10 protein-coding genes are annotated in these 25,521 nt (G+C 35.3%); all 10 read left to right on the top strand.

Annotated features, from left to right (window positions below):
- The first annotated feature begins 155 nt into the window (after positions 1 to 155).
- On the top strand, positions 156 to 2,342 hold the full coding sequence (locus EV143_RS09065) for an alpha-L-rhamnosidase-related protein (RefSeq protein WP_133507648.1): 2,187 nt from the start codon (positions 156 to 158) through the stop codon (positions 2,340 to 2,342).
- A gap of 251 nt (positions 2,343 to 2,593) precedes the next feature.
- Positions 2,594 to 4,267 (top strand): glycoside hydrolase family protein, encoded by a 1,674-nt coding sequence (locus tag EV143_RS09070; protein ID WP_133507649.1) that lies wholly within the window; start codon positions 2,594 to 2,596, stop codon positions 4,265 to 4,267.
- A gap of 138 nt (positions 4,268 to 4,405) precedes the next feature.
- Positions 4,406 to 5,521 (top strand): glycoside hydrolase family protein, encoded by a 1,116-nt coding sequence (locus tag EV143_RS09075; protein WP_133507650.1) that lies wholly within the window; start codon positions 4,406 to 4,408, stop codon positions 5,519 to 5,521.
- Positions 5,522 to 5,673: 152 nt separating this feature from the next.
- Positions 5,674 to 9,009: a glycoside hydrolase family 2 TIM barrel-domain containing protein gene (locus EV143_RS09080; RefSeq protein ID WP_133507651.1), complete on the top strand. Its 3,336-nt coding sequence runs from the start codon at positions 5,674 to 5,676 to the stop codon at positions 9,007 to 9,009.
- Between the two features lie 187 nt (positions 9,010 to 9,196).
- Positions 9,197 to 12,646, top strand: a complete 3,450-nt coding sequence (locus EV143_RS09085; protein WP_133507652.1) for a glycosyl hydrolase — start codon at positions 9,197 to 9,199, stop codon at positions 12,644 to 12,646.
- Between the two features lie 222 nt (positions 12,647 to 12,868).
- Positions 12,869 to 14,302, top strand: a complete 1,434-nt coding sequence (locus EV143_RS09090; protein WP_133507653.1) for a sialate O-acetylesterase — start codon at positions 12,869 to 12,871, stop codon at positions 14,300 to 14,302.
- Positions 14,303 to 14,504: 202 nt separating this feature from the next.
- A complete protein-coding gene (locus tag EV143_RS09095) occupies positions 14,505 to 16,823 on the top strand; it encodes a DUF5703 domain-containing protein (RefSeq protein WP_133507654.1) in 2,319 nt (772 codons plus the stop codon).
- Positions 16,824 to 16,877: 54 nt separating this feature from the next.
- Positions 16,878 to 19,295: a pectate lyase family protein gene (locus EV143_RS09100; protein WP_243739826.1), complete on the top strand. Its 2,418-nt coding sequence runs from the start codon at positions 16,878 to 16,880 to the stop codon at positions 19,293 to 19,295.
- Between the two features lie 229 nt (positions 19,296 to 19,524).
- Positions 19,525 to 21,546, top strand: a complete 2,022-nt coding sequence (locus tag EV143_RS09105; RefSeq protein WP_133507656.1) for an aceric acid hydrolase — start codon at positions 19,525 to 19,527, stop codon at positions 21,544 to 21,546.
- Positions 21,547 to 22,104: 558 nt separating this feature from the next.
- Positions 22,105 to 25,506, top strand: a complete 3,402-nt coding sequence (locus EV143_RS09110; protein ID WP_133507657.1) for a SusC/RagA family TonB-linked outer membrane protein — start codon at positions 22,105 to 22,107, stop codon at positions 25,504 to 25,506.
- The last annotated feature ends 15 nt before the right edge of the window (positions 25,507 to 25,521 follow it).

A 25,521-nucleotide genomic window follows, 5' to 3' on the forward strand; every position in this document is an offset into this window, starting at 1 on the left:
TAAAAATCAACTAAAATTTAATGAATAGTATAAAAAAAAGTGATTAAAATTATCGTGACTATAAGTAAATAGTTAAATGATGTATGTTAAACAGGACAGAACAGGTTGTGAAATGTAAAAATAACACTTATCTTTAGTCCCAAAATAAACTAACTATGCTAAACCGCTTTTCCATTTTTAAGATCTTCATTGTCTTTAGTGCTTTATTTTTTTCTGCTTTCCTATTTGCCCAAGAAAAAACGAAAGAAGCAACATGGATTTGGTATCCGGGAGATTTTGAAGTTTGGTTAAGCAATAAAATGCAGGTAAGACGTACAGAACGCGAAGCAGTATTTCCACCGCTTTGGCAATATTACAGTCCTTATGCCTTAGTAACTTTTCAAACAGAAGTAGATATTCCGGAACCAGACGAGTTAAAAATCTACTCGGAAGGATCTTTTCAATTGCTTTTAGATGGTGTTCAAATTTACGGACAGCCAAAATCATTAAAAATTCCTGCTGGGAAACACAAAATTTCATTTAAAGTATATAATCAGGAAGTGTTGCCGGCTATTTATATTGATGGCAAGTATATAAAGTCTGATCCATCCTGGAAGGTAACCAATGAAGATAAACTTTGGATTGATGAAGCTGGAAAAGCACAACAATCAGGCACACCATGGGTACCTGTTGGTTCGTGGAATTTTTATTCTCCAAAGAATAAGCCTTCTGAGTTTAAACTTACCACCAAACCTTTGAACGCAGCGAAATCAGAAAAAATTGGAGCTGGTGCGTTGGTAGATTTTGGTAAAGAAACTTTTGGTTATATTAAAATTCACGGTTTAAAAGGAAAAGGAAAACTAGCACTTTATTATGGTGAATCTCGTGAGGAAGCGCTCGATTCTGCCAGATGCGAAACACTAGACCATCTTTCTTTTGATGGAAACCAGCCTGAAACCTACACACACGATGGATCCAAAGCATTTCGCTATGTTCAGGTACAAGCAGATGCATCTGTAAAATATGATTCTATTTCGATGCTTTATGAATATTTACCGTTAGATTATCGTGGAGCATTCAAATCTTCAGACGAACAATTAAATAAAATATGGGATGTTTCGGCTTATACGATGCATTTAACATCCCGCGAATTTTTTATTGACGGTATTAAACGCGATCGTTGGGTTTGGTCTGGCGACGCTTATCAAAGTTATTTAATGAATTATTATTTATTCTTTGATTCCGCTTCTGTAGAACGAACGCTCTTAGCGCTTCGCGGAAAAGAACCTGTGACAGCTCATATTAATATCATAATGGATTATTCGCTCTATTGGTTTGTGGGTGTTTACGATTACTATTTACATACGGGCGATACGAAATTCATCAAAACTTTTTATCCACGAATGAAATCACTTATGGAATTCTGTTTAGAAAGAAGAAACAAAAACGGATTCCTGGAACCATTAGAAGGCGATTGGGTTTTTATTGATTGGGCGAACGGATTACCAAAAACCGGCGAGGTTAGTTTTGAGCAAATGCTTTTAGCGAGAAGTTTAGAAGCCATGGCAGTTAGTGCTGAAATTGCAGGTGAAAAGGATGACCAAAAACAGTATCAAAAATTAGCTGATGATTTAAAAACAAAATTATTTGATGTGTTTTGGGATAAGAAAGAAAACGTGATGAAGCACCAGCGTATAGACGGTAAAATGCAGGATATTGTAACCAGATACGCTAATATGTTCGGTATTTTTTTCAATTATTTTAATGAAGAACAAAAACAAAGTATAAAAAAGAAGGTGCTGCTCAATGATAATATCCTTCAAATTACAACACCCTACATGCGTTTTTACGAGTTGGAAGCGTTGTGTGCGATGGGTGAACAAGATTATGTATTGAAAGAAATGAAAGAATATTGGGGCGGAATGTTAAAAGAAGGAGCAACATCATTTTGGGAAGAATACAATCCAACCAAAAAAGGAACAGAGCATTTAGCGATGTACGGACGCCCTTATGGAAAAAGCCTGTGCCATGCTTGGGGTTCTAGTCCAATTTATTTATTAGGAAAATATTATTTGGGTGTAAAACCAACTGCTCCAGGTTATGCTGAATACGAAATCAAACCCAATTTAGGTGGATTACAATGGATGGAAGGAAAAGTTCCAACTCCAAACGGCGAGGTTTCATTGTATTGCAGCACGAAAGAAATCAAAGTAAAAGCAGCTGAAGGCGAAGGAAAATTGGTTTTTGAAAGTTCAGGAAAACCAAAAACGAATTCAGGAACGATTACAGAATTGTCTAAAAATAAATATCAATTGATTATTAAGCCTAATGTGGAATATAAAGTAAGTTATAAAGCGATTTAATTTTAGTAATTAGTCCTTAGTTCCTAGTGATTAGTTTTTAGTGATTAACGCATAGTTTATAACGTCCAGTTTTGTCATTTCGAGGAACGAGAAATCACACTCGTAACCGGAAAGATTGTAACGTAAGTTTTGTCATTTCGACCGAGGAGAAATCTTCGCAAGTAATTCTACATTGTCGATTATAGTTGCGGAATTTCTAGTGTGATTCCTCCTCCGTCGGAATGACAAAAAAACTCAAAAAATAAAAATCAATGTTTTCAAAAAATAGAAAATACAACTTCAAATTAAAAACAGCCATTTTGTTTGTGCTGGCATGTTGCATTCAAGCAACAGCACAATCCACCGCATGGAAACCAGCATCATTTGAAGTTGTAAAATCAAATTACAAAACATTCAAAACATCGCAATACGCTCACGTGTTTTGTGGAAGCAAACACAATATTGTCAGGCTTGCTCCGGAATTGGAAGGACTAACAGGAATTGAACTTCCTTTAGAAAGTTATAAAAACGGTTCAAATACACCATTAAAATTAAAATTCAAAGAAAATGTTCAGGTATTAATTGGAATTTTCCAGGAAAATAATCCGGAGTATCTTCAATCGAATACTATTCAAAATGCAAAATTAATTTTAGAAAACGGATTGACAATTACAGGTTTACCGCCAGTAAATGTTTATGCAGTTTCTTATTCAAAAGGAACTCAATCTATAAATTTCGGAAAAGGATTATTTGCAATATTAGGAGTTGTAAAAAGCAGTCAAAAATTAGAATTCAGAAACGCAGCACTTCCAGATGGAAAACTTTGGAATCCGACTTTTATCGTTGAAGGATTTTCAGATGAAAAACCACTTTTCGAAATTATTGGTGGAGAAAACAAAGCCGTTGTCGATGAAGGAATGCCTGGAACAGAAGGAATTCAGGGAGGTTTTGAAGGCGGTCGCGTAGTAAAAGTTGGCCATACCTATCATATGTTTCCAACCGAAAGAGCCGGAGAAAAAGGAGTTGATTATTATTACGACCGTGTAAAAACCAGAATTGGACATTGGACTAGTAAAGATGCGATTCACTGGAAAAGAGAATCAACTATTTATCAGGCCAGTGGAACGTACGCTATAACCGAAGACGATAACCCAATGAATGATCGCCGCGCCGCAATTTGGTCATATATGCCGGTTTTTAACGAAAAGGAAAACAAATGGTACGGCTATTATTTGGCTTACACAGTCAGTAAAACAATAGAACCAAACCATTCTTTCGGAAGAATCTGGCGTTGCGAATCAACCGTCGATGGAATCGATGGAATTGGTGGTCCGTATAAAGATATGGGAATCATTATTGAACCGGGTTTAGATTCTGAACCGTGGGAAGGAAGACAAGGAGTTGCATCCTTTTTCCCATATAAAGTTGGCGATAAATACTTTGGTTTTTACAGCGGAGCATATCCGTTTAATTCATGGGTAGATTATCCAAAGAAATCAGGAAAAGGCTGGTTCGTTGGCTTAGCCGAATCAAATAGTTTAGAAGGTCCGTGGTCAAGAATAAAAGATGGCAGCAATCCGATTAAAACAATGCATCCGTATTTTGTAGAAAACCCAATTGTGAGCCAGTTGCCAAACGGTTTATATATTGCCATTTTTGATGGAGGTCCGGACGGTTGGGGACATCATTTACCAAATATGATGGCATATTCATTATCAAAAGATGGTAAAAATTGGGGCGAAGCTAGATATCTTCCCATAGAAACAAAAGTCAATAAATGGTGGGACATTATGAGAACGCCGCTTTGTTTAATCCCCGAAGGAAATGACATTTACACAATTGTATATGCCGCCATCGACCTTAAAAAAAGATTTCACCCAATGGGAATTGTAAAAGTAAAATTAAACAAAGACGTAATGGAATCGCGTTTAGAAGCTTTGAAATAAAAGTTTCACGCAGATCTGGCAGATTAAAGCAGATTTTGGCGGATTATTAAATTGTAAAAATCTGCATCAATCTGCCTAAATCTTTTTAAATCTGCGTGAAAAATTAAAATAATAGCCCCGCTATAATTATATAAGAAAATGAAAATCAACTATCTAGTAATAGCTATCGCATCGCTTTTCATAACCAGCTGTGCAACTAAATACAAAAAAAGAGAAATCAACGAAACCGTAATGCAGGAAATTTACAACGAAGTAAAAACACCTTATAAATATGGTTTAGTCATGGTTCCCACAGACAACTCATACACAATGGATTGCCCGAGCGTATTTAGAAAAGACGGTAAATGGTTTATGACGTATTTAATTTATGGAGGAAGAGGCTACGAAACCTGGCTGGCAGAAAGTGACGATTTATTACATTGGAAACATTTAGGAAAAGTAATGTCTTTCTCAGAAAACGAACAACATTGGGATGTCAATCAAAAAGCAGGATATATTTCATTACAAGATCCAACGTGGGGAGGAAGCTACGAATGGGAAAAATACGATGACAAATATTGGATGAGTTATTTTGGCGGAGACAGCAAAGGTTACGAAGCCGGAGTTTTGTCAATCGGAATGGCTTATATAAAAGAATCTCCAACAAAAGCACACGAATTTGAACGTTTAGAAAAGCCAGTTCTCACTCCAAAGGATGCTGATGTAAGTTGGTGGGACAATAGCACAATGTACAAAAACACGGTTATCAGAGACACAGAAAAACAAACCGGGCACAATTTTATCATGTATTACAACGCTCGCGGTGATAGCTTGAAACCTGCACGCGGCGCAGAAAGAATTGGAATGGCCGTTTCTGACGATATGAAAAACTGGAAACGTTATGGTAAAAATCCGTTATTGAACAATCATAAAGGAATTACCGGTGATCCATATATTCAAAGAATTAATAACACCTGGGTAATGTTTTATTTTGGTGCTTTCTGGAAACCCGGAGCATTTAATCGATTTGCGGTTTCAAACGATTTAATTCACTGGACAGATTGGAAGGGCGAAGATTTAATCAAATCATCTGAACATTATGACGATTTGTTTGCGCATAAATCTTTCGTAGTAAAACACAATGGAGTAGTGTATCACTTTTATTGTGCAGTAAATAAAGCAGAACAAAGGGGAATTGCAGTGGCAACCTCTAAAGATTTAGGCAAAAGCGAAACGAATTTTGTTGCGCCGCCCGAAAAGGTTAAGAAGAATTAAGTATATAGAATTAAGATAATAAGACAAAGTTTGTCATTTCGAGGAACGAGAAATCACACTCGTAGCCACAAAGATTGTCGATTACAGTTACGGAATTTCTAGTGTGATTCCTCCTTCGTCGGAATGACAAAAAACTAAAAAATTAAGAATTAATGTTTAAGCCAATTCAAATAAATCACTTTACTAGGTTTCGATTTTCGATCCTGCAATTAGTATTCGCATTTTACATTTTACTACTCACATCATACACACACGCACAATCCGTTACCGGCGAACCTGCAGGAATTCCTGAGTTACATAAAAAGTATGAATTTGCACCGTGGGAAGATCCAACCGTTACAAGTATAAACAGACAACCATCGAGAGCAACAGCATATTCGTACACTAATGTAGAAGATGCCCTAAAAGGCGACAGAACAAAAAGCCGACTTAAAATGCTAACCGGAGATTGGGATTTTAAATATGCGTCAAACCTAAAAGAAGCGTCAAAAGATTTCTATAAAGAAAAAGTAGCAAATTGGAATAAAATTGAAGTGCCATCCAACTGGGAATTAAAAGGCTATGATATTCCCATTTACAAAAGTGCCGTTTATCCGTTTCGACCAATAAATCCGCCTTATATTCCTAAAGATTATAACGGAGTTGGGTCGTATCAGCGCAGTTTTACTGTTCCGGAAAATTGGAAAGACATGACCGTAACACTGCATTTTGGAGGTGTAAGTTCCGGTTTTCAGGTTTGGCTTAACGGAGAATTTTTAGGATACGGAGAAGATAGCTGTCTGCCTTCAGAATTTGATATTACGCCGTATTTAAAAGAAGGCGAAAATGTAGTTTCGGTTCAGGTAATTCGCTGGACAGACGGTTCCTATCTTGAAGATCAGGATCATTGGCGCGTAAGCGGAATTCAGCGTGAAGTTTTCATTATGGCCGAGCCAAAATTAAGAATTCAGGATTTCTTTTATCAAACAAAATTAGACAAGGAATATAAAAATGCTTCTTTTCAATTACGTCCGAAAGTAGAAAATCTGACGGGAGAAAAAATAAAAGATTATACGTTTCAGGCGCAATTATACGATGCCAATAATGTCGCATTATTCAAAGAGCCGCTTCAAAAACCTGTTATCGATATGATTAACGAAAGTTATCCGCGTCTGGATAATGTTCGTTTTGGAATGTTCAAAGAAAACATCAGTAATCCCAAAAAGTGGAGTTCAGAAGAACCGAATTTGTACACTTTGGTAATGTCAATCAAAGATGCAAATGGAAATATTACAGAAGCTAAAAGCTGTAAAGTTGGTTTTCGATCCATCGAATTTTCTAAAGAGAACGGGAAAATGCTCATCAACGGAAAAGAAACGTATGTATATGGCGTAAACCGTCACGATCAACATCCAACAAGAGGAAAAGCCGTAACTCGAGAAGATATCAAAGAAGATATTACAACCATTAAAAAGTTCAACTTCAATTTTATAAGAACAAGCCATTATCCAAACGATCCGTATTTCTATGATTTGTGCGATCAATACGGAATAATGGTAATGGACGAAGCCAATCAGGAAACACATGGAATTGGCGGAAAATTAAGTAACGATCCAAAATGGACAAACGCTTATTTAGAGCGCATGACCAGAATGGTTGAACGCGATAAAAATCATCCATCAGTTGTTTTTTGGAGTTTGGGTAACGAAGGCGGAAAAGGTCCAAATCACGCCGCAATGTCGGGTTGGGTTCATGATTTTGATATTACACGCCCCGTACATTACGAACCTGCGCAGGGAAATCCGAGGTTAGACGGTTACATTGATCCGCTAGATCCAAGATATCCAAAAACAATCGATCACGCATATCGATTTGAAAATCCGCAAGATGAACCTTATGTTGATATGGTGAGCCGTTTTTATCCGGGCGTTTTTACCCCTAAATTTTTAGTCGATCAAAAGAAAGATACAAGACCAATTATTTTTGTAGAATATTCTCATGCAATGGGAAATTCGGTTGGAAATTTAAAAGAATTATGGGATGAATTCCGTTCGCTTCCAAGAGTTATTGGCGGTTGCATTTGGGAATTTAAAGATCAGGGTTTAGTTAAAAAAGATCCTGCAACGGGTCATGAATTTTTTGCTCACGGAGGAGATTTTGGAGAAAAATACCATGACGGAAATTTCAATACAAAAGGAATTGTCGATTCTAACGGAAAACCAAAAGGCTCAATTTATGAAAACAAATGGATTTATCAGCCAACCACAAGTATTTTAAAAGACGGTTTTCAATTAGAAATTAAAAATCGTCAGGCGGTTAAATCTTTAGCAGATTATATTCCGGTTTTGAAAATATTAGAAAATGGAAATGTCATTAAAACGCAAATATTAAAACCTTTCAATCTTGAAGCCGGACAATCTACAATTTTAGATGTCAAACAATATTTGCCAAAACTAAAAAAGGATGCTGAATATTTTCTGAATATCGAATTTCAACTTTCAACAGACAAACCTTGGGAAACAAAAGGTTACGCTGTCGCGGAAGATCAGTTTCTATTAAAAAAAGCAGATACTTCTTTTGATTTTGAAAAGAAAAGCAATGTTGAGGTAAAAGCAACTGAAACAGATTCAGACTTTAAAATAAAAGGAAAAACTTTTGATATCAATATCAGCAAAATAAACGGAGCTTTGAGTTCGTATGTTTTCAATGACGAAGAACAAGTTTTTGCTCCGTTGCTTCCTAATTTTGTTAGGCCGTTAACAGACAATGACAAAAGAGGTTGGAAATCGCATAAGGTTTTAAAACCATGGTATCAGGCAAAACCAAAATTGGTAAATACAAAATTAGCTTCATCAATTGATGGAATAACAATTACAAGTGATTATGAAGTTATAAAAGACAGTGCAAATGTAAGTGTAGTTTATAACATCAATAAAAACGGAGTTATTAAAGTCGATTACAATCTAAAAGCCACAAACAAATTACCAAACATTCCAAAAATCGGAATGCAAATGGGAGTTCAAAGAAAATTTGATCAAATTTCATGGTACGGAAAAGGAGAATTAGAAAACTATATCGACAGAAGTTTCGGTTCATTCGTAGGGAAATATTCGTTGCCAATAAATGATTTTCTGGAGCATTATGTAAAACCGCAGGAAAATGCCAATAGAACCGAAGTACGATGGATGGCTTTTACAACGCCACAGAAAAATAAAGGTTTGTTAGTTTTTAAAGAAGAGAAAAATTTGAGCATGAGTGCGTGGCCGTATACACAAGAGAATTTAAGCGCAGCCAAACATACTTTCGATTTGAAAGATCCAGGATTTTTAACAATCAATATTGATTTAATCCAGATGGGCGTAGGAGGAAACGACAGTTGGACAGCAGTGGCGCAGCCTTTAGAAAAATATCAAATTAAATCAGGAGATTATCAATATAGTTTTTATTTAGTTCCTTTCGAAGCATCAAAAAATGGCTTGGAAGAAAGCTTGAAAAAGTTTAAGTTTTAATATTATTGGTTTACGCAGAAAAACTAAAAGTTATGATTTTGTCATCTCGACGAAGGAGAGATCACATCCAGAGAGCGACGTACTGTGTGTTAGTTTCTAGTGTGATTTCTCGTTCCTCGAAATGACAATGCAAATGAATAAAATAAGGCGTGTCAGGTTTAACGCCAATCAATAAAAAACAAAAATAATGTTTCAAAAAAAACAATTTTTTCTTTTTAGAATTGACTTTCGACTTTCGGCTTTCCGACTTTCGACTGTATTGCTACTCTTTGTGGGATTCCTTTCCGCACAGGAAAGCCATGAAAAAGAAAAAACAACTTTTCAACCCACAATCGAATCCTCAAGACCTTGGGTATATTGGTATTGGATGCAAAGTGCGTATTCTAAAGAAGGCATCACAGCCGATTTAGAAGTAATGAAACAAGCAGGAATTGGAGGCGCCTATTTAATGACCATAAAAGGTCCGGCAAATCCTCCATTAATGAATCCTCCGGTTTTGCAATTGAGTCCGGAATTCTGGAGTTTAGTAAAATGGGCTTTGACAGAAGCAGATCGTTTAGGTGTGAAAATCGCATTTCATCCCGCCGATGGTTTTGCCGTTGCAGGCGGGCCTTGGATAACGCCGGAAATGTCAATGCAAAAAGTAGTTTGGGCAGATATTTCGGTAAACGGAAACAGATTCAAGAATGTGCAATTGCCAACGCCAAATCATTACAAAGAGTATTATAAAGATATTGCAACTTTCGCCATTCCGGTAAAGGAAATATATACAACATCAAATCAAAATCGTCCAAAAATTACTTCGACAATTGCTGATTTTGATGCTTCATTTTTGAGTGATACAAAGAAAGACGATCAATTTAGATTAAAAGAAAAAGGCTGGGTTCAATACGAGTTTGATCAGCCGTTTTTATGCAAATCCATTCAAATAGAAACCAAAGGAAATAACTTTCAGGCGCATCGCTTAATTGTTGAGGTAAGCGATGATGGTAAAAACTTTAAAAATCTGGGTCGGTTAACAACGCCAAGACTCGGTTGGCAGGATACAGATGCTTTTTATACACACAGTATTATCCCGACAAAAGCCAAATATTTCAGATTTGTTTACGATCCTGAAGGAACAGAACCAGGAGCAGAAGATCTGGATCCCGCAAAATGGAATCAGGGATTAAAAGTCTCAAAAATACTTTTATCAAACGAACCTTTAATAGATAATTATCAGGGAAAATCAGGAGCAATTTGGCGTTTGAGTCCGCAAACTTCTGTCGAACAAATAAGTAAAGCCGATTGTATTGATCCATCAAAAATGATTAATATTTCGAAGTTTGTAGATGAAAAAGGAATTCTGAACTGGAAAGCATCTTCAAAAGGAAACTGGAGAATCATTCGTTTCGGTTATACTTCTACAGGTCACGAAAACGCAACCGCAGGAGCAGGAAGAGGATTAGAAGTGGATAAGTTTAATCCTGAGGCAATTCGTTTTCAACTCGATCATTGGTTTGGAGAAATGCTCAGAACTGCAGGGGAACTGGCTTCAAAAGTGGTCAAAATATTGCACATTGATAGTTGGGAATGTGGCAGCCAAAACTGGTCGCCTGTTTTTAGAAATGAGTTTAAAACCCGAAGAGGTTATGATGTTATTGATTATCTGCCAGTCATGGCGGGAATTCCTGTGAAGGACATTGAAACCTCAGAAAAGGTTCTTTATGATATAAGAACAACAATCGCAGAATTAGTTTCTGATAACTTTTTTGCTACAATGGCAGATGAAGCTAAGAAAGCAGGAGTTAAATTTAGTTCCGAAAATGTCGCGCCAACCATGATGAGCGATGGGCTTTTACATTTCAAACATGTCGATTATCCAAGTGGTGAATTTTGGTTAAAAAGTCCAACACATGATAAACCAAATGATATGTTAGATGCGATTTCAGGCGGACATATTTACGGAAAAGATATTATTCAGGCGGAAGCTTTTACCGAGTTGAAAATGGATTGGAATGAACATCCGGGAAATCTAAAAACTTTAGCAGACAGAAATTATGCTCTCGGGATTAACCGATTTTTCTATCACGTTTTTGTACATAATCCGTGGACGGACAGAAAACCCGGAATGACATTAGATGGCGTTGGATCTTATTTTCAAAAAGATCAAACTTGGTGGAAACCCGGAAAAGCCTGGGTAGATTATTGCCAGAGAGTTCAGTTTCAATTGCAAAAAGGAAAATCGGTAATTGATTTGGCCGTTTTTATTGGTGAAGATTTACCATCGCGTTCAATGCTTCCGGATCGCTTGGTGCCTTTTATTCCAAATGTTTTCGGAAAGGAGCGTTTAGAAAGTGAAGCGATTCGGTTGAAAAATGAAGGTCAGCCTTCAATAAAAATTCCGAAAGAAGTTTCTTCAACTAAAAACTCTACCGATTTATCGCAATGGATAAACGCTATGAACGGTTATCAATACGATTCTTTCAATGCTGATGTTTTATTAAATAATGCTAAAGTAGAATATGGGAAAGTGATTTTCAGTAATAGCATCAAATACAGTGCTTTATTATTTCCCGGAAGTCATAAAATGGCACCAAATAAAATGATTTCTTTGGGTGTAGCCGAAAAAATAGTACAATTAATAAAAGAAGGCGCAACCGTTTTTATTAATGAAAAACCGGACTTACAACCCGGAATTCAATCAGAAGCAGATCATAAAAAATGGCAGAATGTTCTGAATGAAATTTGGAACAATAATTCAAATTCATCTTCATGGAATATTGGAAAAGGAACGGTGATCCAACTTCCATATCTAGGAAATGATTTTGCTTCAATTGGAATCGAACAAGATGTTTATTTCCCAAAATTAAACAGAGCTGATTCACAAACTTTAGCATGGACACATCGCAAGTCTGAGACAGAAGATATTTATTTTATATCCAATCAAAATTCAGCAAAAAGACAATTTGAAGCATCGTTTAGAATTGCCGGAAAAATTCCGGTTTGGTACAATCCGGTTACAGATAAAACCACAGCTTTAGCAAATTGGAAAATAGAAAACCGAAGAACAATTGTTTCTATAATTCTAGATGCAAATGAATCTGGTTTTGTAATTTTTAAAGAAGAAACAAAAGAGGTTTTGGGAAAAGGATTTCAAAAAGGTTCTGAATTTGAAACCGTTCAAACTTTAGATGAAAATTGGAATTTACAATTTGATCCTGAATTTCGCGGACCAAAAGAAGTGGTAAAAACAACTAAACTTTTTGATTGGAGTACATCAGAAAATGATCAGATAAAATATTATTCAGGAACAACTATTTATAAAAAAGAGTTGAACTGGAACGGAAAATCAACAGATAAAATCTGGCTTGATTTAGGAACAATTGCAAATATCGCTGAAGTAAGTATTAATGGAAAAGATTGCGGAACACTTTGGACATTTCCATATAAAGTTGATATTTCGGAAGCACTCAAAAAAGGAAAAAATACATTAGAAATAAAAATAACCAATACCTGGGCAAACCGATTAATTGGCGATCAAAAATTACCAAAAGAAGAACGATTAATCTGGACAACAGCACCTTTTAGATTGGAAGGAGAACCGTTATTGAAAGCCGGATTGTTGGGGCCGGTTACGATTGTAAAAGAAAAATAATGTTTTTGCAATTTAAGCTGGACTAAAGTCCAGCTCTACAATATGTTTCGAGCCTATGGCTCTAGTGTATGACGTAAAGTTCTGGAGGAACGATTTATATTGTAGCGTCGGGTTTTAACCCGATGGACGATTAGTATTGTAGCGTCAGGTTTTAATCCGATGGATGATCAGATTGGAACAATGGGTTTTAAGGCGTTAAAAGATATATTAAAATAAAAAAAAATGAAAAATTTAAAAGAATATATTATTGCAATTTTCCTGGTTTTGGCTAGTTCACAAATCAATGCAAAAATCAAATTACCGGCTTTGTTTTCGGATAATATGATGTTGCAGCAAAAATCGAACGCACCAATTTGGGGTTGGGCAGAGAAGAATTCAAATGTTGTAATAAAAACTTCATGGGATTCTAAATCTTATAAAGTAAAAGCAGATAATTCCGGAAAATGGAAAACGCAATTACAAACCCCATCATTCGGCGGACCATTTACGATTGAAGTGACAGAAGGAACGGAAAAAGTAATCATTAAAAATATTTTGATTGGTGAAGTTTGGTTGTGTTCCGGACAATCGAATATGGAAATGCCTTTGAAAGGATTTCAGGGTCAACCCGTAAAAAACGGAAATGAAATAATCGTAAGATCAACCAATAAAAACATTCGATTAATTACCATTCCACGCGCGACAGTTTTAGAACCATTAAATGATTTTGAAGGAAAATGGGAAGTTGCTTCACCAAAATCGACTTCAAATTTTAGTGCAACGGCCTGGTATTTTGGTTCGCTTTTGCAAGAAGTTTTAAATGTTCCGGTTGGGTTAATTCACGTTTCATACGGAGGTTCGAGCATGGAAGCCTGGATGAATCAGGAAATGCTGAAAGATTTTGCAAGTGCTAAAATTCCAACTACAAAAGAAGAATTGGCAAAAGATCCAAATCGTGTTCCAACGACTTTATTTAACGGAATGCTTTCGCCTGTAATTGGTTACGGAATAAAAGGTTGCATTTGGTATCAGGGAGAATCAAATTATGAACGAGCTTCGGAATATACAGCATTGATGAAAAAGATGGTAAGCAGTTGGAGAACATTATGGAAACAAGGCGATTTTCCTTTTTATTTCGCTCAGATTGCTCCGTTTAATTATGCGTCATTTCATCCAAAAGATTATTTAGAAAAATACAATTCGGCTTATTTGAGAGAAGCACAATTGAAAGCTTCAAAGGAAATTCAGAATTCTGGAATGGCGGTTTTGATGGATGTTGGTGAAGAAAATAACATTCACCCAATGGATAAAGAAAAAGGAGGAAACCGATTGGCGTTTCAGGCTTTGGCAAAAACCTACGGAATTGAAGGTTTTGAATTCGAAAGTCCAAAATACAAATCGATGGAAATAAAAGACGGTTCGGTTACGGTTTCTTTTGATGATGTTGCCAATGGAATTACAGCTTATGATAAAGAAGTTGTAGGTTTTGAAATTGCAGGAGAAGATAAAGTTTTTTATCCGGCGAAAACTGTAGTTCGAAGAAAGTCAGTTGTATTAACTTCTGATAAAGTGACAAAACCCGTTGCAGTTCGCTATTTATGGAAAGATTTTGCAAAAGCAGAACTTTTTAGTGCCGGAGGTTTGCCGGTTTCGTCTTTTAGAACTGATGAATGGTGATTTATAATTGTTAATTATGAATTATAAATTATAAATTATGAGTTTGATGCTTAGTTTGTCATTTCGGCGAAGGAGAAATCACACACGAAACTCCGTTCCTAAAAGTGCCAATCTTTGTGGAATTACTAGTTAATCTGCGAGAGAAAATATAATAAAAATATATGCCTAAAAAGTTTTTTAAACCTTGCAGGAAACGTAAAAAATGAAAAACATAATACTAATACTTTTTCTCCTCACAACGCTTTGCATCAAAGCGCAAATTCCTGTGCTTAAAAATTACAACCAAATCTGGAATACGCAAAGCAACAATGCATCAGAATCAATGCCTTTGGGCGGTGGCGATATTGGCATGAATGTGTGGGTAGAAAAAGGAGATTTGTATTTCTATTTTTCGCGCAGCGGAACTTTCGATGAACATAATACTTTGCTGAAATTAGGCCGCGTAAAAGTTACTTTAACCCCAAATCCGTTTAAGGATAATGATGGTTTTCATCAGGAATTGGTTTTAAAAGACGGTTACGTTTTGATAACTCAGAATAATGCCAAGATTAAACTTTGGGTTGATGTTTTTAAACCGATAATTCATTTGGATTTAGAAAGTAAAAATCCATTAAAAATGACGGCTTCTTATGAAAGCTGGCGTTATAAAAACAGAGATTCAAAAGGAAAAGCAAACAACGCCAATTCTTATAAGTGGGCGCCTCAGGGAGAAATTATTACCTATAAAGATTCGATTTCCTTTGAAAATAACGGCATAAAATTTTATCATAGAAATAGAGAAAATACCGTTTTTGATGTTGCTGTAAAACAACAGAAAATGGAATCTGTAAAAGATCAAATGCTGAATCCGTTGAAGGATTTAACTTTTGGCGGATTTATGACGGGAAGTAACCTAAAGCCAGACGGAACTTCTTTGGGAAATTATCAAAATACAGATTTTAAAGGTTTTAATCTTTCAAGTATAAAACCTTCCAAGAAACATTCGTTAGAAATATATTTAAATACGAGTCAATCTGATTTAGATACTTGGAATAACGGATTGAAAAATCAAATTTCATCAAATAAAAATACTTCAAAACAATCAGAAAAAAACACGATAAAATGGTGGAATGATTTCTGGAGCCGCAGTTTTATTTTTACTCAAAAAAATCAATCGATTGAGAAAGATTCAGTGTATCAAATCGGTCAAAATTATCAGTTGTTCCGATATATGTTAGGCTGTAATGCTTACGGAAAATATCCAACAAAATTTAACGGTGGACTTTTTACGGTTGATCCGGTTTTTACAAATCCCGATTTAAATTTCACACCAGATTTCAGGAATTGGGGTGGCGGAACTATGACAGCGCAAAACCAGCGATTGGTTTATTTTCCGATGGTAAAAAGCGGTGATTTTGATATGATGAAATCGCAATTGGATTATTATTTGAGCCTACAAAAAAATGCAGAATTAAGAAGTAAGGTTTATTGGAATCACAATGGTGCCTCATTTACGGAACAACTAGAAAATTTCGGATTACCAAATCCTGCTGAATACGAATGGAAACGTCCATCGGATTATGATCCAGGAATGGAATATAATGCTTGGTTGGAATATGAATGGGACACCGTTTTTGAGTTTTGCCAAATGATGCTACAACAGAAAGAATATGCTGGCGAAGACATTCAGAAATACAATTCATTCATTATAAGTTGTCTTCGTTTTTTTGATGAACATTATCAATATCTCGCGAAACAACGAGGCAGAAAAGCATTAGACGGAAAGGGACATTTAATTCTCTTTCCGGGTTCAGGCGCTGAGACTTATAAAATGGCCAACAATTCTAACAGCACAATTTCGGCTTTGATGGTTGTTTCAAAAACGCTTTTAAACCTTTCTTCTGCAAAATTGTCAAAAGAAGAAGTCGATTATTTAAAAGGTTTTCAAACGAGAATTCCACCTTTAAATTTTAGCGAAATAGACAATCATAAAATATTGGTTCCTGCAAAATCGTGGGAACGAATTAATAATTCTGAAGTGCCGCAATTATATTCCGTTTTTCCGTGGGGAATTTACGGAGTTGGAAAACCTGATTTACAAACAGCTTTAAATACCTGGAAATACGATACAGATGCGATTAAATTCAGAAGTCATATTGGTTGGAAACAAGATAACATTTTTGCCGCAAGATTAGGTTTAACAGTAGAAGCCGCAAAATATACCTTATTAAAAATGAGTAATTCCGAAAGACGGTTCCCGGCATTTTGGGGTCCTGGGTTCGATTGGGTTCCCGATCATAACTGGGGAGGATCCGGAATGATTGGCATGCAGGAAATGCTTTTGCAGGAAGCAAATGGCAAAATCTACATTTTTCCGGCATGGCCAAAAGACTGGAATGTGCATTTTAAATTGTATGCTGCCCAAAATACAACCGTTGAGGTAGAACTTAAAAATGGGATAACAAATATTATAAAAGTAGTTCCGCAGGAAAGACAAAAAGACATTATAAATCTCATAGAAACAACAACAGAACAAAAATAAAATTGAATTAATATCTAAACTAAGATGATAACAAAAACATTTAGCTTTTTAGCTATGTCATTACTTTTAGCTGCAAGTGTTCAGGCACAAACAGTTGAAAAACAAATTGTAAAAGTTGATTTTGATTTTTCTCAACGAAGAGTCGAAGAAGTAAGCGATCCTAATTACAGTTCGTGGCCAATCAGCGAACAAACTGAATCAGAGAAATCGTTTAATGGTGTGACTTTTAAATTAAAAGGAAATTTCTCTTCTAAATGGTATAAAGTTGGAATGAGTGCGCCATTTTATAGCCGTTTAGCAAGCGATGGATTATTTACAGATAAAAATCTGGAACTAACCATAAGCGGATTAAAAGAAGGACAACATTCGTTACTAACTTTCCATAACACTTTTGATAAAGTAGATGGAAAAGCATTTGCTCCGGTAAAAATCTTTGTGAATGATAAACTGGCAGAAACCGTAACGCCAACCAATCGTGCAAACGCCACTATTGATGCAGCGACTTCGTACATAGTATTTAATGCACAAGCTGGAAAAAATGTCATTATTCGTTTTGAATTAGATCCAAAATCTGCTGATTTAATTCAGCAAATGATAATCAACGGATTTGAAATTGATACACCAAATCTTAAAAAACAATCGCATACTCCAAAACCTGAAAATGCAGATGAGCATGTAGTTGTCGACAAAAGTTTAATATTGAATTGGGAAGCATCAAAAGATGCCGTTGCCCATAATTTATACTTCGGAACAAATAAAAATGCGATTACAAACGCAACAGTAAAATCAGCTGAATTTAAAGGAAAACACACCAAGACTAAATTTACTGTAAGTGATTTATACAGCATGACAACTTATTACTGGAGAGTTGATGAAATTGATAGTAAAGGAGACATAACTTTAGGAGAAGTTTGGTCATTCAAACCTGCACAATTGGCTTTTCCGGGAGCTGAAGGTTACGGTCGTTTTGCTGTAGGTGGAAGAGGCGGAAAAGTTGTTGAGGTTGATAATTTGAACGATAGTGGTCCGGGAAGTTTTCGCGCGGCTGTAAATGAGGGTTTTGGTCCTAAAACAATTGTATTTAATGTTTCAGGAAATATAAAGCTAGAAGATCGTTTGGTAGTAAACAATCCGTATATCACAATTGCCGGACAAACAGCTCCGGGAGAAGGAATTACGATTAGCAAAGCTCCGGTTGGATTAACAGGAAATGATGGCGTTATCCGATTTTTGAAAGTGAGAATTGGAAGCGGAAAAACGTATGACGGGATGGGACTTACGGGTGCTAATCATAGTATTATAGACCATTGTTCTATTAGCTGGACAATTGATGAGTCTTTTAGTTCACGTAGTGCACACAATATTACTTTGCAGCGCACTTTAATTTCTGAAGCTTTAAATGTCGCCGGACATGATAAATACGAAGTTGGAAAAATGCACGGATTTGCAGCTACAATTGGCGGAGACGTTGGTAGTTTTCATCACAATTTATTGGCTCACAATTACGGTCGTAACTGGAGTATCGGTGGTGGTTTAAACGGAGACGGCTATTACACAGGAAGATTAGATATTAGAAATAATGTGGTTTACAATTGGGGACAGAGAACTACAGACGGTGGAGCAAACGAAGTGAACTTTGTAAATAATTACTATAAACCAGGCGCTGCAACTAAATATTTTTATGCTTTAAATGCACAACATGAAGGTGTTGGAAAAGGAATGCAACGTTATTATTTTAATGGTAATATTATGGAAGGCCATTTTGATGAAAAAAATCAGGATAAAGGCAGAACGTCTACAATTTCACATAATGAAATTGTGAAGTATGAAACATTTGTTAATAAACCATTTTTTGAATCTTTCGTAAAAACAGAAAGTGCAAAAGCGGCTTATAAAAATGTACTTTCGGATGTGGGAGCAAGTGAACCATTTTTTGATAAACACGATAACCGAATTATTAATGAAACTTTAAAAGGAACTTTTAGTTTTAAAGGAAGTAAAAGCGGTTTAGGAGGAATGATAGATTCTGAAAAAGATTTAGGAGATTTAGGTGAATATGCTTCGGAAAAACGCCCTTCAGATTGGGACACCGATCATGATGGATTGCCAAACTGGTGGGAAGCGGCACATAGTTTAAATGAAAATTCTAAAGCCGGAGATTTTTCAGATACCAATTTAGATGCTGATAAAGATGGTTATACACAATTAGATGAATATCTGGATTGGATGTCTAAACCTCATTATTTTATAAATTCCGGTGAAAAGAAAGAACTTTCTGCGGTTGATTATTTTAAAGGATATGAAAACAAACCCGTTTATACTTTTTCAGATGTTAAAAACGGAAAAGTCATTGTAAAAGGAAACGCAATCGAATTTAATACAGTTGCAAAAGGATTGGCTTCTTTCGTAATCACAGTTAAAGATGCTGACGGAGATTCAATGAGTCGTACGATAAATTTCTTCATTAAATAAAAAAGAGTTTCACGCAGATTTTGCAGATTTGGGCAGATCAGCGCAGATTTTAATTTAATAAGAAAGCAAATAGAAAAAATCTGCTTAAATCTGTAAAATCTGCGTGAAAAATTAAAGCACGCAGATTTTGCAGATTAAGCAGATAAAAAATCCGCTTTAATCCGTGTTTTGCTTTAGCAATCCTTTTTATCAGCGTTACAAATCATCACAATACTAAGACACATTTAAAATGAAAAAGCAAATCATTCTATTATCGACTATACTTTTTTCAACTGCTTTTGTTGCTCAAAATAAAGGATTGGTAGCCAATGCTCAGAGTCCTTATTCTAAATTACAAAGTGTTGGTTTGGAAGATGTAAAATGGACAAACGGTTTTTGGAAAGAACAATTTGATGTAGAAACCAAAAATACACTGCCTTATATGTGGGATTTGTATCATAATGATTCTATTTCTCATGCTTACAAAAATTTTGAAATTGCAGCCGGAGTAAGTAAAGGAACTTTTAAAGGACCTTCATTTCACGATGGTGATTTTTATAAGATTTTTGAAGGAATGGCAGCAACTTATGCCGTAACAAAAGATAAGAAGTTAGATGCAGAAATGGATGAAGCCATTGCGCTGTTTGCAAAGGTTCAACGAAAAGACGGCTATATTCACACTCCGGTTTTAATCGATGAACGTTGGGGAACTTTGGGACCAGAAGAAGTTAAGAAACAATTGGGTTTCGAGAAATACAATATGGGACATTTAATGACGGCAGCATGCGTACACTATCGTGCTACCGGAAAAACTAATTTTTTGGAAATAGCCAAAGGTGTTGCTGATTATTTATATGATTTCTATAAAAAAGCTTCACCGGAATTAGCCAGAAATGCCATTTGTCCATCACATTATATGGGAATTGTCGAAATGTATCGCACCACCAGAAATCCGAAGTATTTAGAATTGGCCAATAACTTAATCGATATTAGAGGAACTACAAATGACGGAACCGATGATAATCAGGATAGAATTCCGTTTAGACAGCAAACAACCGCAATGGGTCACGCGGTAAGAGCCAATTATCTATATGCCGGCGTTGCCGATTTATATGCAGAAACGGGTGAAAAGAAATTACTGGATAATCTGGAATCAATTTGGGATGATGTAACCTATCGTAAAATGTACATTACCGGAGCCTGTGGTGCTTTGTACGATGGCGTTTCTCCAGACGGAACATCCTATAATCCAACCGATGTTCAGAAAATTCATCAGGCTTACGGACGACCATTTCAATTGCCAAATGCAACCGCTCATACAGAAACATGCGCTAATATTGGAAATGTTTTGTGGAATTGGAGAATGCTGCAAATTACAGCCGATGCAAAATATGCAGATATTGTAGAGTTGGCTTTATATAATAGTGTATTGTCTGGAATTAGTTTAGAAGGAACAAAATTTTGTTACAATAATCCATTGAATGTTTCTAAAGATTTACCTTTTAAACAACGATGGAGCAAAGAACGCGAAGGTTATATTGCGCTTTCTAATTGTTGCGCACCAAACGTTACGAGAACTATTGCCGAAGTTGGTAATTATGCCTACAGTTTTTCTAAAGAAGGTTTGTATGTGAATTTATACGGAAGCAATACGCTGAAAACAACCATGCCTGACGGTCAGAAAATAGAAATCGAACAACAAACTAATTATCCGTGGGATGGAAAAATTGTCCTGAAAATTATAAAAGCACCAAAAGAAGCTCAGGATTTTTTCTTAAGAATCCCGGGATGGAGTCAGGGAACAACTATTACCTTAAACAATAATAAACTTAATGATGAGGTTATTTCAGGAACCTATTTCAAAATCAATCAAAAGTGGAAAAAAGGAGATATTATCGAATTGAATATTCCGATGCCAGTTGAATTAATGCAGGCAAATCCATTGGTTGAGGAAATTAAAAATCAAATTGCTGTAAAAAGAGGGCCGGTTGTTTATTGTTTAGAATCAGATCAGCTTCCGGAAAACATAAGTATTAACGATGTTGTTTTAAATGCTAATTCTCAATTTACTACAAATTTTATTGAATTGAATAATAGAAAATTACTGACCATAAACGCAAGTTCAAGAAATAGTCAGGACTATTCGTGGGACAAAAAATTATATCAGCCTCTTTCTGCTAAAGTCGCAAAAGAATATAATTTCAATTTAATTCCATATTTCGCTTGGGGAAATAAAGGCAAAGGAGAAATGACAGTTTGGATGGCTCACTAATTTCTTTTGAATCCATTCGTAAGATTTTACTTTTAAAAGTTATTTTTTCTTGTGATTTTTAGATAAAATTAACAGATTCTCTTAAAATTAAATTTATTAGTTTCTGTAAGTTTTTTATTCAGATTAGTAGTCTCTTTTTAATAGTAAATGCGCAAATTTTTCAAAAAAGAATCTTTAAACACTTCAAATTCAGTCTTAAGAAGAATTTTATTTTACGAATAAAATAGCATATTTTTTATTTTACTGCATATTTTACTGTTTTTCAATTAAAAAGGGTTTGGATATTTAATTATGTTCAAACCTTTTCCTTGTTTTTTACTTAACGTTCATTTTTTCTTTCTTATTTTTATTAATATTGTTTTTTTAAGTCGTAATTTTTCAGATAATACCATTCGTACAGGATAGAGCAGGATAGTTGTAATACGCAATCGTTATATTTTTGGAACACAATTAATAAATGTATTTTTAACATTTAATATTGTTAAACAATTTTAAGAAAATTATATTTTTTATTTCAAATCTAACTAAACTAATAACCTAACCAAAAACAAAACATTTATGAAACAAGCACTTATTAAAAGATGTAGTTTTCTTTTGTTTACGCTGATGAGTATTGTGAGTTATGCTCAAACGACAACACACACTATTGTAACTGTGACAGGAACTGTTACAGATAATTCAGGAGGTTTAATACCTGGTGTAAACGTAACTGAAAAATCGACGAAGAATACTGTTACCACAGATTATAGTGGAAAGTATTCAATTAAAGTAAAGACAGGAGGAACTTTGGTTTTTTCTTTCATAGGAATGAGAAAAGTAGAACTCCCTTTAGACGGGCGTACTATTGTTAATGCGAAATTAGCAGAAGATTCTAATCAACTAGAAAATATTGTTGTTGTTGGTTACGGTACTCAAAGAAAAAAGGAACTTACAGGAGCTATTGCAACTATTAAACCAGATGATTTGATGGATTTGCCAGTAACTAACTTATCTGATGCCTTAAAAGGATTGGTTCCCGGACTTGCCGTTACTGGAGGTTCTGGACGACCAGGAGAGGCTGCAAGTATTCAAATTCGTCAGTCTGTTGGTTTCTCAAAAGATGGTGATTCATCAATACCTCTAGTAATTATTGATGATATGATTCAGGTAGATCCAACGAATGGTAAACCTACATTAGAACAATTTAACAGATTGGATCCTTCTGAAATTGAAAGTATAACTATTTTAAAAGATGGTTCTGCTGCAATCTATGGTTCTCGTGCTTCACAAGGGGCAATAGTAGTAAAAACCAAGAGAGGAAAAGTAGGTAAGGCAAAGTTTAGTTATAACAGCCAGTTTGCGATTAATGATGCTGTTAGCCATACTAAAACAATGAACGCTTACGAATTTGGGGTTTTCAGCAATAGATATTTCAATTCGCAAACAGCTCCTGGCGCTGTGACTGATCCGGTAAAATTGTATTCTGCAGGAGAATTAGAGCAGATGAAAAGTTTGGATTATGATTGGTTAAAAGAAGCATGGAAACCGGCTACTCAACAAAAACACACTTTCAATGTAAGTGGAGGTAGTGATGATATTACTTATTTTGCTGGAGCAACTTTATTTACTCAAGATGCTAACCTGGGATATCAAAAATATGATAAATGGAATTATCGTTTAGGAATTAACGCAAAAATAGCAAAAGGTTTAGATTTTTCTGCATCTGTATCCGGAACTTCAGGAACAGTTGATAAGTCTTTTACAAAAGCTTCGGCAAATATCAGTGACGGTAGTTATGGTTCTGCTGCAGGAGGAGAACAGGCTGATTATGGGTATTTGGTGCATATGCCAAAACATGTTCCATGGGAGACAGTTGTTGATGGTAAACAATATTATATGTCACCATTTCCTAATTCAAATAAAAATTTTGGAAGTGCAAATGCAAATAATAATATCGCAGGATGGAACTATTTTGCTAACTTAAATAATGGTTCTCATCAGATAAGTGAAGATAATTCGGCTACTATTAATGCTTCTTTAAATTATAAAATAGCTGCTGTTAAAGGCTTATCTTTTAAAGGAACTTTTTCCAGAACTCAAAGTTCTAGTTATACAGAACAAATTCAATTACCATATGATTTGGCAAGAATTAGAAATTACGAAACACTGGGTAATCACCTAGCAAGTGCAGCTGATCCTACTGTTTTCAATAATGCTACTAATCCAAATGGGGATTATATTATAGAAACAAATGTTAGAAATTCAAGAGTTTATTATAATAATAGTGATAGTAAGAATACTCAGGGTGACTTTTTAATTAATTACGACAGAACTTTTGGAGATCACCAAATTGGTGCGATGATTGGAGGAGAAGCATCTGAGACTTACAATACATTTACACGTCTAGCCTATGAAAATACAGGAAAAGACTATTTAGGAAATTTTGCAACAGCCGGGACATTAATCCAGGCTAATAGCCAGGCAACTAAAGTCGAAGGTGGAACCCTTTCATATTTTGGACGTATCAACTATAATTATAAGCAAAAGTATTTGGCACAATTTCTTTTCCGTAGCGACGCTTCGACAAAATTTGCTCCGGAACACTATTGGGGATATTTTCCATCACTTCAATTGGGTTGGGTAGTGTCTAAAGAAGATTGGTTTGAAAAAAATGTGCCTTGGGTTGATTTCTTAAAGGTTCGTTATTCAATTGGTAAAACAGGAAAAGATAATCTTCAGGCCTGGCGATGGGTTCAATATTATGATGTTATTGTTGACAAAGGTTTTCAATTTGGCTCTAATGGAGGTAATAATGCAGCAGGTTTGACTCCTAGAGTAAATCCGAACAGAGATGCAACATGGGATACTACAATAAAAAACAATGTTGGTATAGATTTGAATGTTTTGAAAAACAGATTGAATATTACTTATGATTTCTATTATGATAAAACGACAAACATGCTAACAGATATGGCAAGTGCTACAGGTGTGCCATTTTCAGTAGGAGGAGGATATGCAGAGCAAAATTACGGTGCTGCTAATACATGGGGATCTGAGTTTAGTATTAACTGGAGTGATAAAATAAAAGGAGCTGTTAGTTATGATGTTGGTATCAATTTTAGCTATGCAAATAATGAAGTAATAAAATATCCAGACCAAGGTAACTTGCCTGAAGCTAATAATGTAAGAAGAGAAGGCAGATCAGAAGGATTTAATCCTGTTTGGGGATTTGCAGTATGGAAGGGAACATCTACAGGAGATGGTATTTTACGTACCGATGCAGATATAGCAAATTACTGGGCATACTTAACTGATCATGCAACTGCAGTTGGCGGAACTCCAAAATATTTTGATATTACTTCGGCTGCCGCGTTAAGAAAAGGTTCATTAGCTTATCAGGATACTGGAGGACAACTTAATCCCGACGGAACTATAAGCGCACCTGATGGACAGATTATATCGGATAGTAAAGAATTAGATTATGTTAAATTAGCTAAAAGCAACAGAAAATACGGATTTAATACTAATTTGGGCTTCAAAGTTAGTGGGTTTTATTTAAAAACTCAAATTGCCACTTCTTGGGGAGGAGCTACTTTTGTAGATTTAGTAAACCAAGGTTCTTCATCTGCTTCTAATATGTGGGCACGTGAAACGTTTTGGAATGATATGTACTCTGCTGAGGATAATCCAAACGGAAAATATCCTAACGTGGCACAATGGACTTATATGTCAAGTCCTTCTGATTTTTGGCAAGTGAATACTTTCCGTTGTTTTATTAGAAACTTAAGTGTTGGTTATGATATTCCTAAAAAAGTATTTGCAGATACAAAAATCTCAAGTATAACATTAGGTATAACAGGTAATAATCTTTGGGATCTTTATAACCCATATCCTGATAAGTACCGTAACATGTATGACAATTCTTCTGTAGGTTATCCTACACTTAGAACATGGGCGCTTAATTTTAACGTATCATTCTAATTTAAATTAAAAAGA

The sequence above is a fragment of the Flavobacterium chryseum genome, from assembly GCF_004362015.1.
In the GTDB taxonomy this organism is placed as follows: domain Bacteria; phylum Bacteroidota; class Bacteroidia; order Flavobacteriales; family Flavobacteriaceae; genus Flavobacterium.

Excerpts from the sequence above, each read along its gene's own strand:
- EV143_RS09085 (WP_133507652.1), top strand. The coding sequence starts at position 9,197 with ATGTTTCAAAAAAAACAATTTTTTCTTTTTAGAATTGACTTTCGACTT.
- EV143_RS09090 (WP_133507653.1), top strand. The coding sequence starts at position 12,869 with ATGAAAAATTTAAAAGAATATATTATTGCAATTTTCCTGGTTTTGGCT.
- EV143_RS09105 (WP_133507656.1), top strand. The coding sequence starts at position 19,525 with ATGAAAAAGCAAATCATTCTATTATCGACTATACTTTTTTCAACTGCT.
- EV143_RS09110 (WP_133507657.1), top strand. The coding sequence starts at position 22,105 with ATGAAACAAGCACTTATTAAAAGATGTAGTTTTCTTTTGTTTACGCTG.
- EV143_RS09070 (WP_133507649.1), top strand. The coding sequence starts at position 2,594 with ATGTTTTCAAAAAATAGAAAATACAACTTCAAATTAAAAACAGCCATT.
- EV143_RS09075 (WP_133507650.1), top strand. The coding sequence starts at position 4,406 with ATGAAAATCAACTATCTAGTAATAGCTATCGCATCGCTTTTCATAACC.
- EV143_RS09080 (WP_133507651.1), top strand. The coding sequence starts at position 5,674 with ATGTTTAAGCCAATTCAAATAAATCACTTTACTAGGTTTCGATTTTCG.
- EV143_RS09095 (WP_133507654.1), top strand. The coding sequence starts at position 14,505 with ATGAAAAACATAATACTAATACTTTTTCTCCTCACAACGCTTTGCATC.
- EV143_RS09065 (WP_133507648.1), top strand. The coding sequence starts at position 156 with ATGCTAAACCGCTTTTCCATTTTTAAGATCTTCATTGTCTTTAGTGCT.
- EV143_RS09100 (WP_243739826.1), top strand. The coding sequence starts at position 16,878 with ATGTCATTACTTTTAGCTGCAAGTGTTCAGGCACAAACAGTTGAAAAA.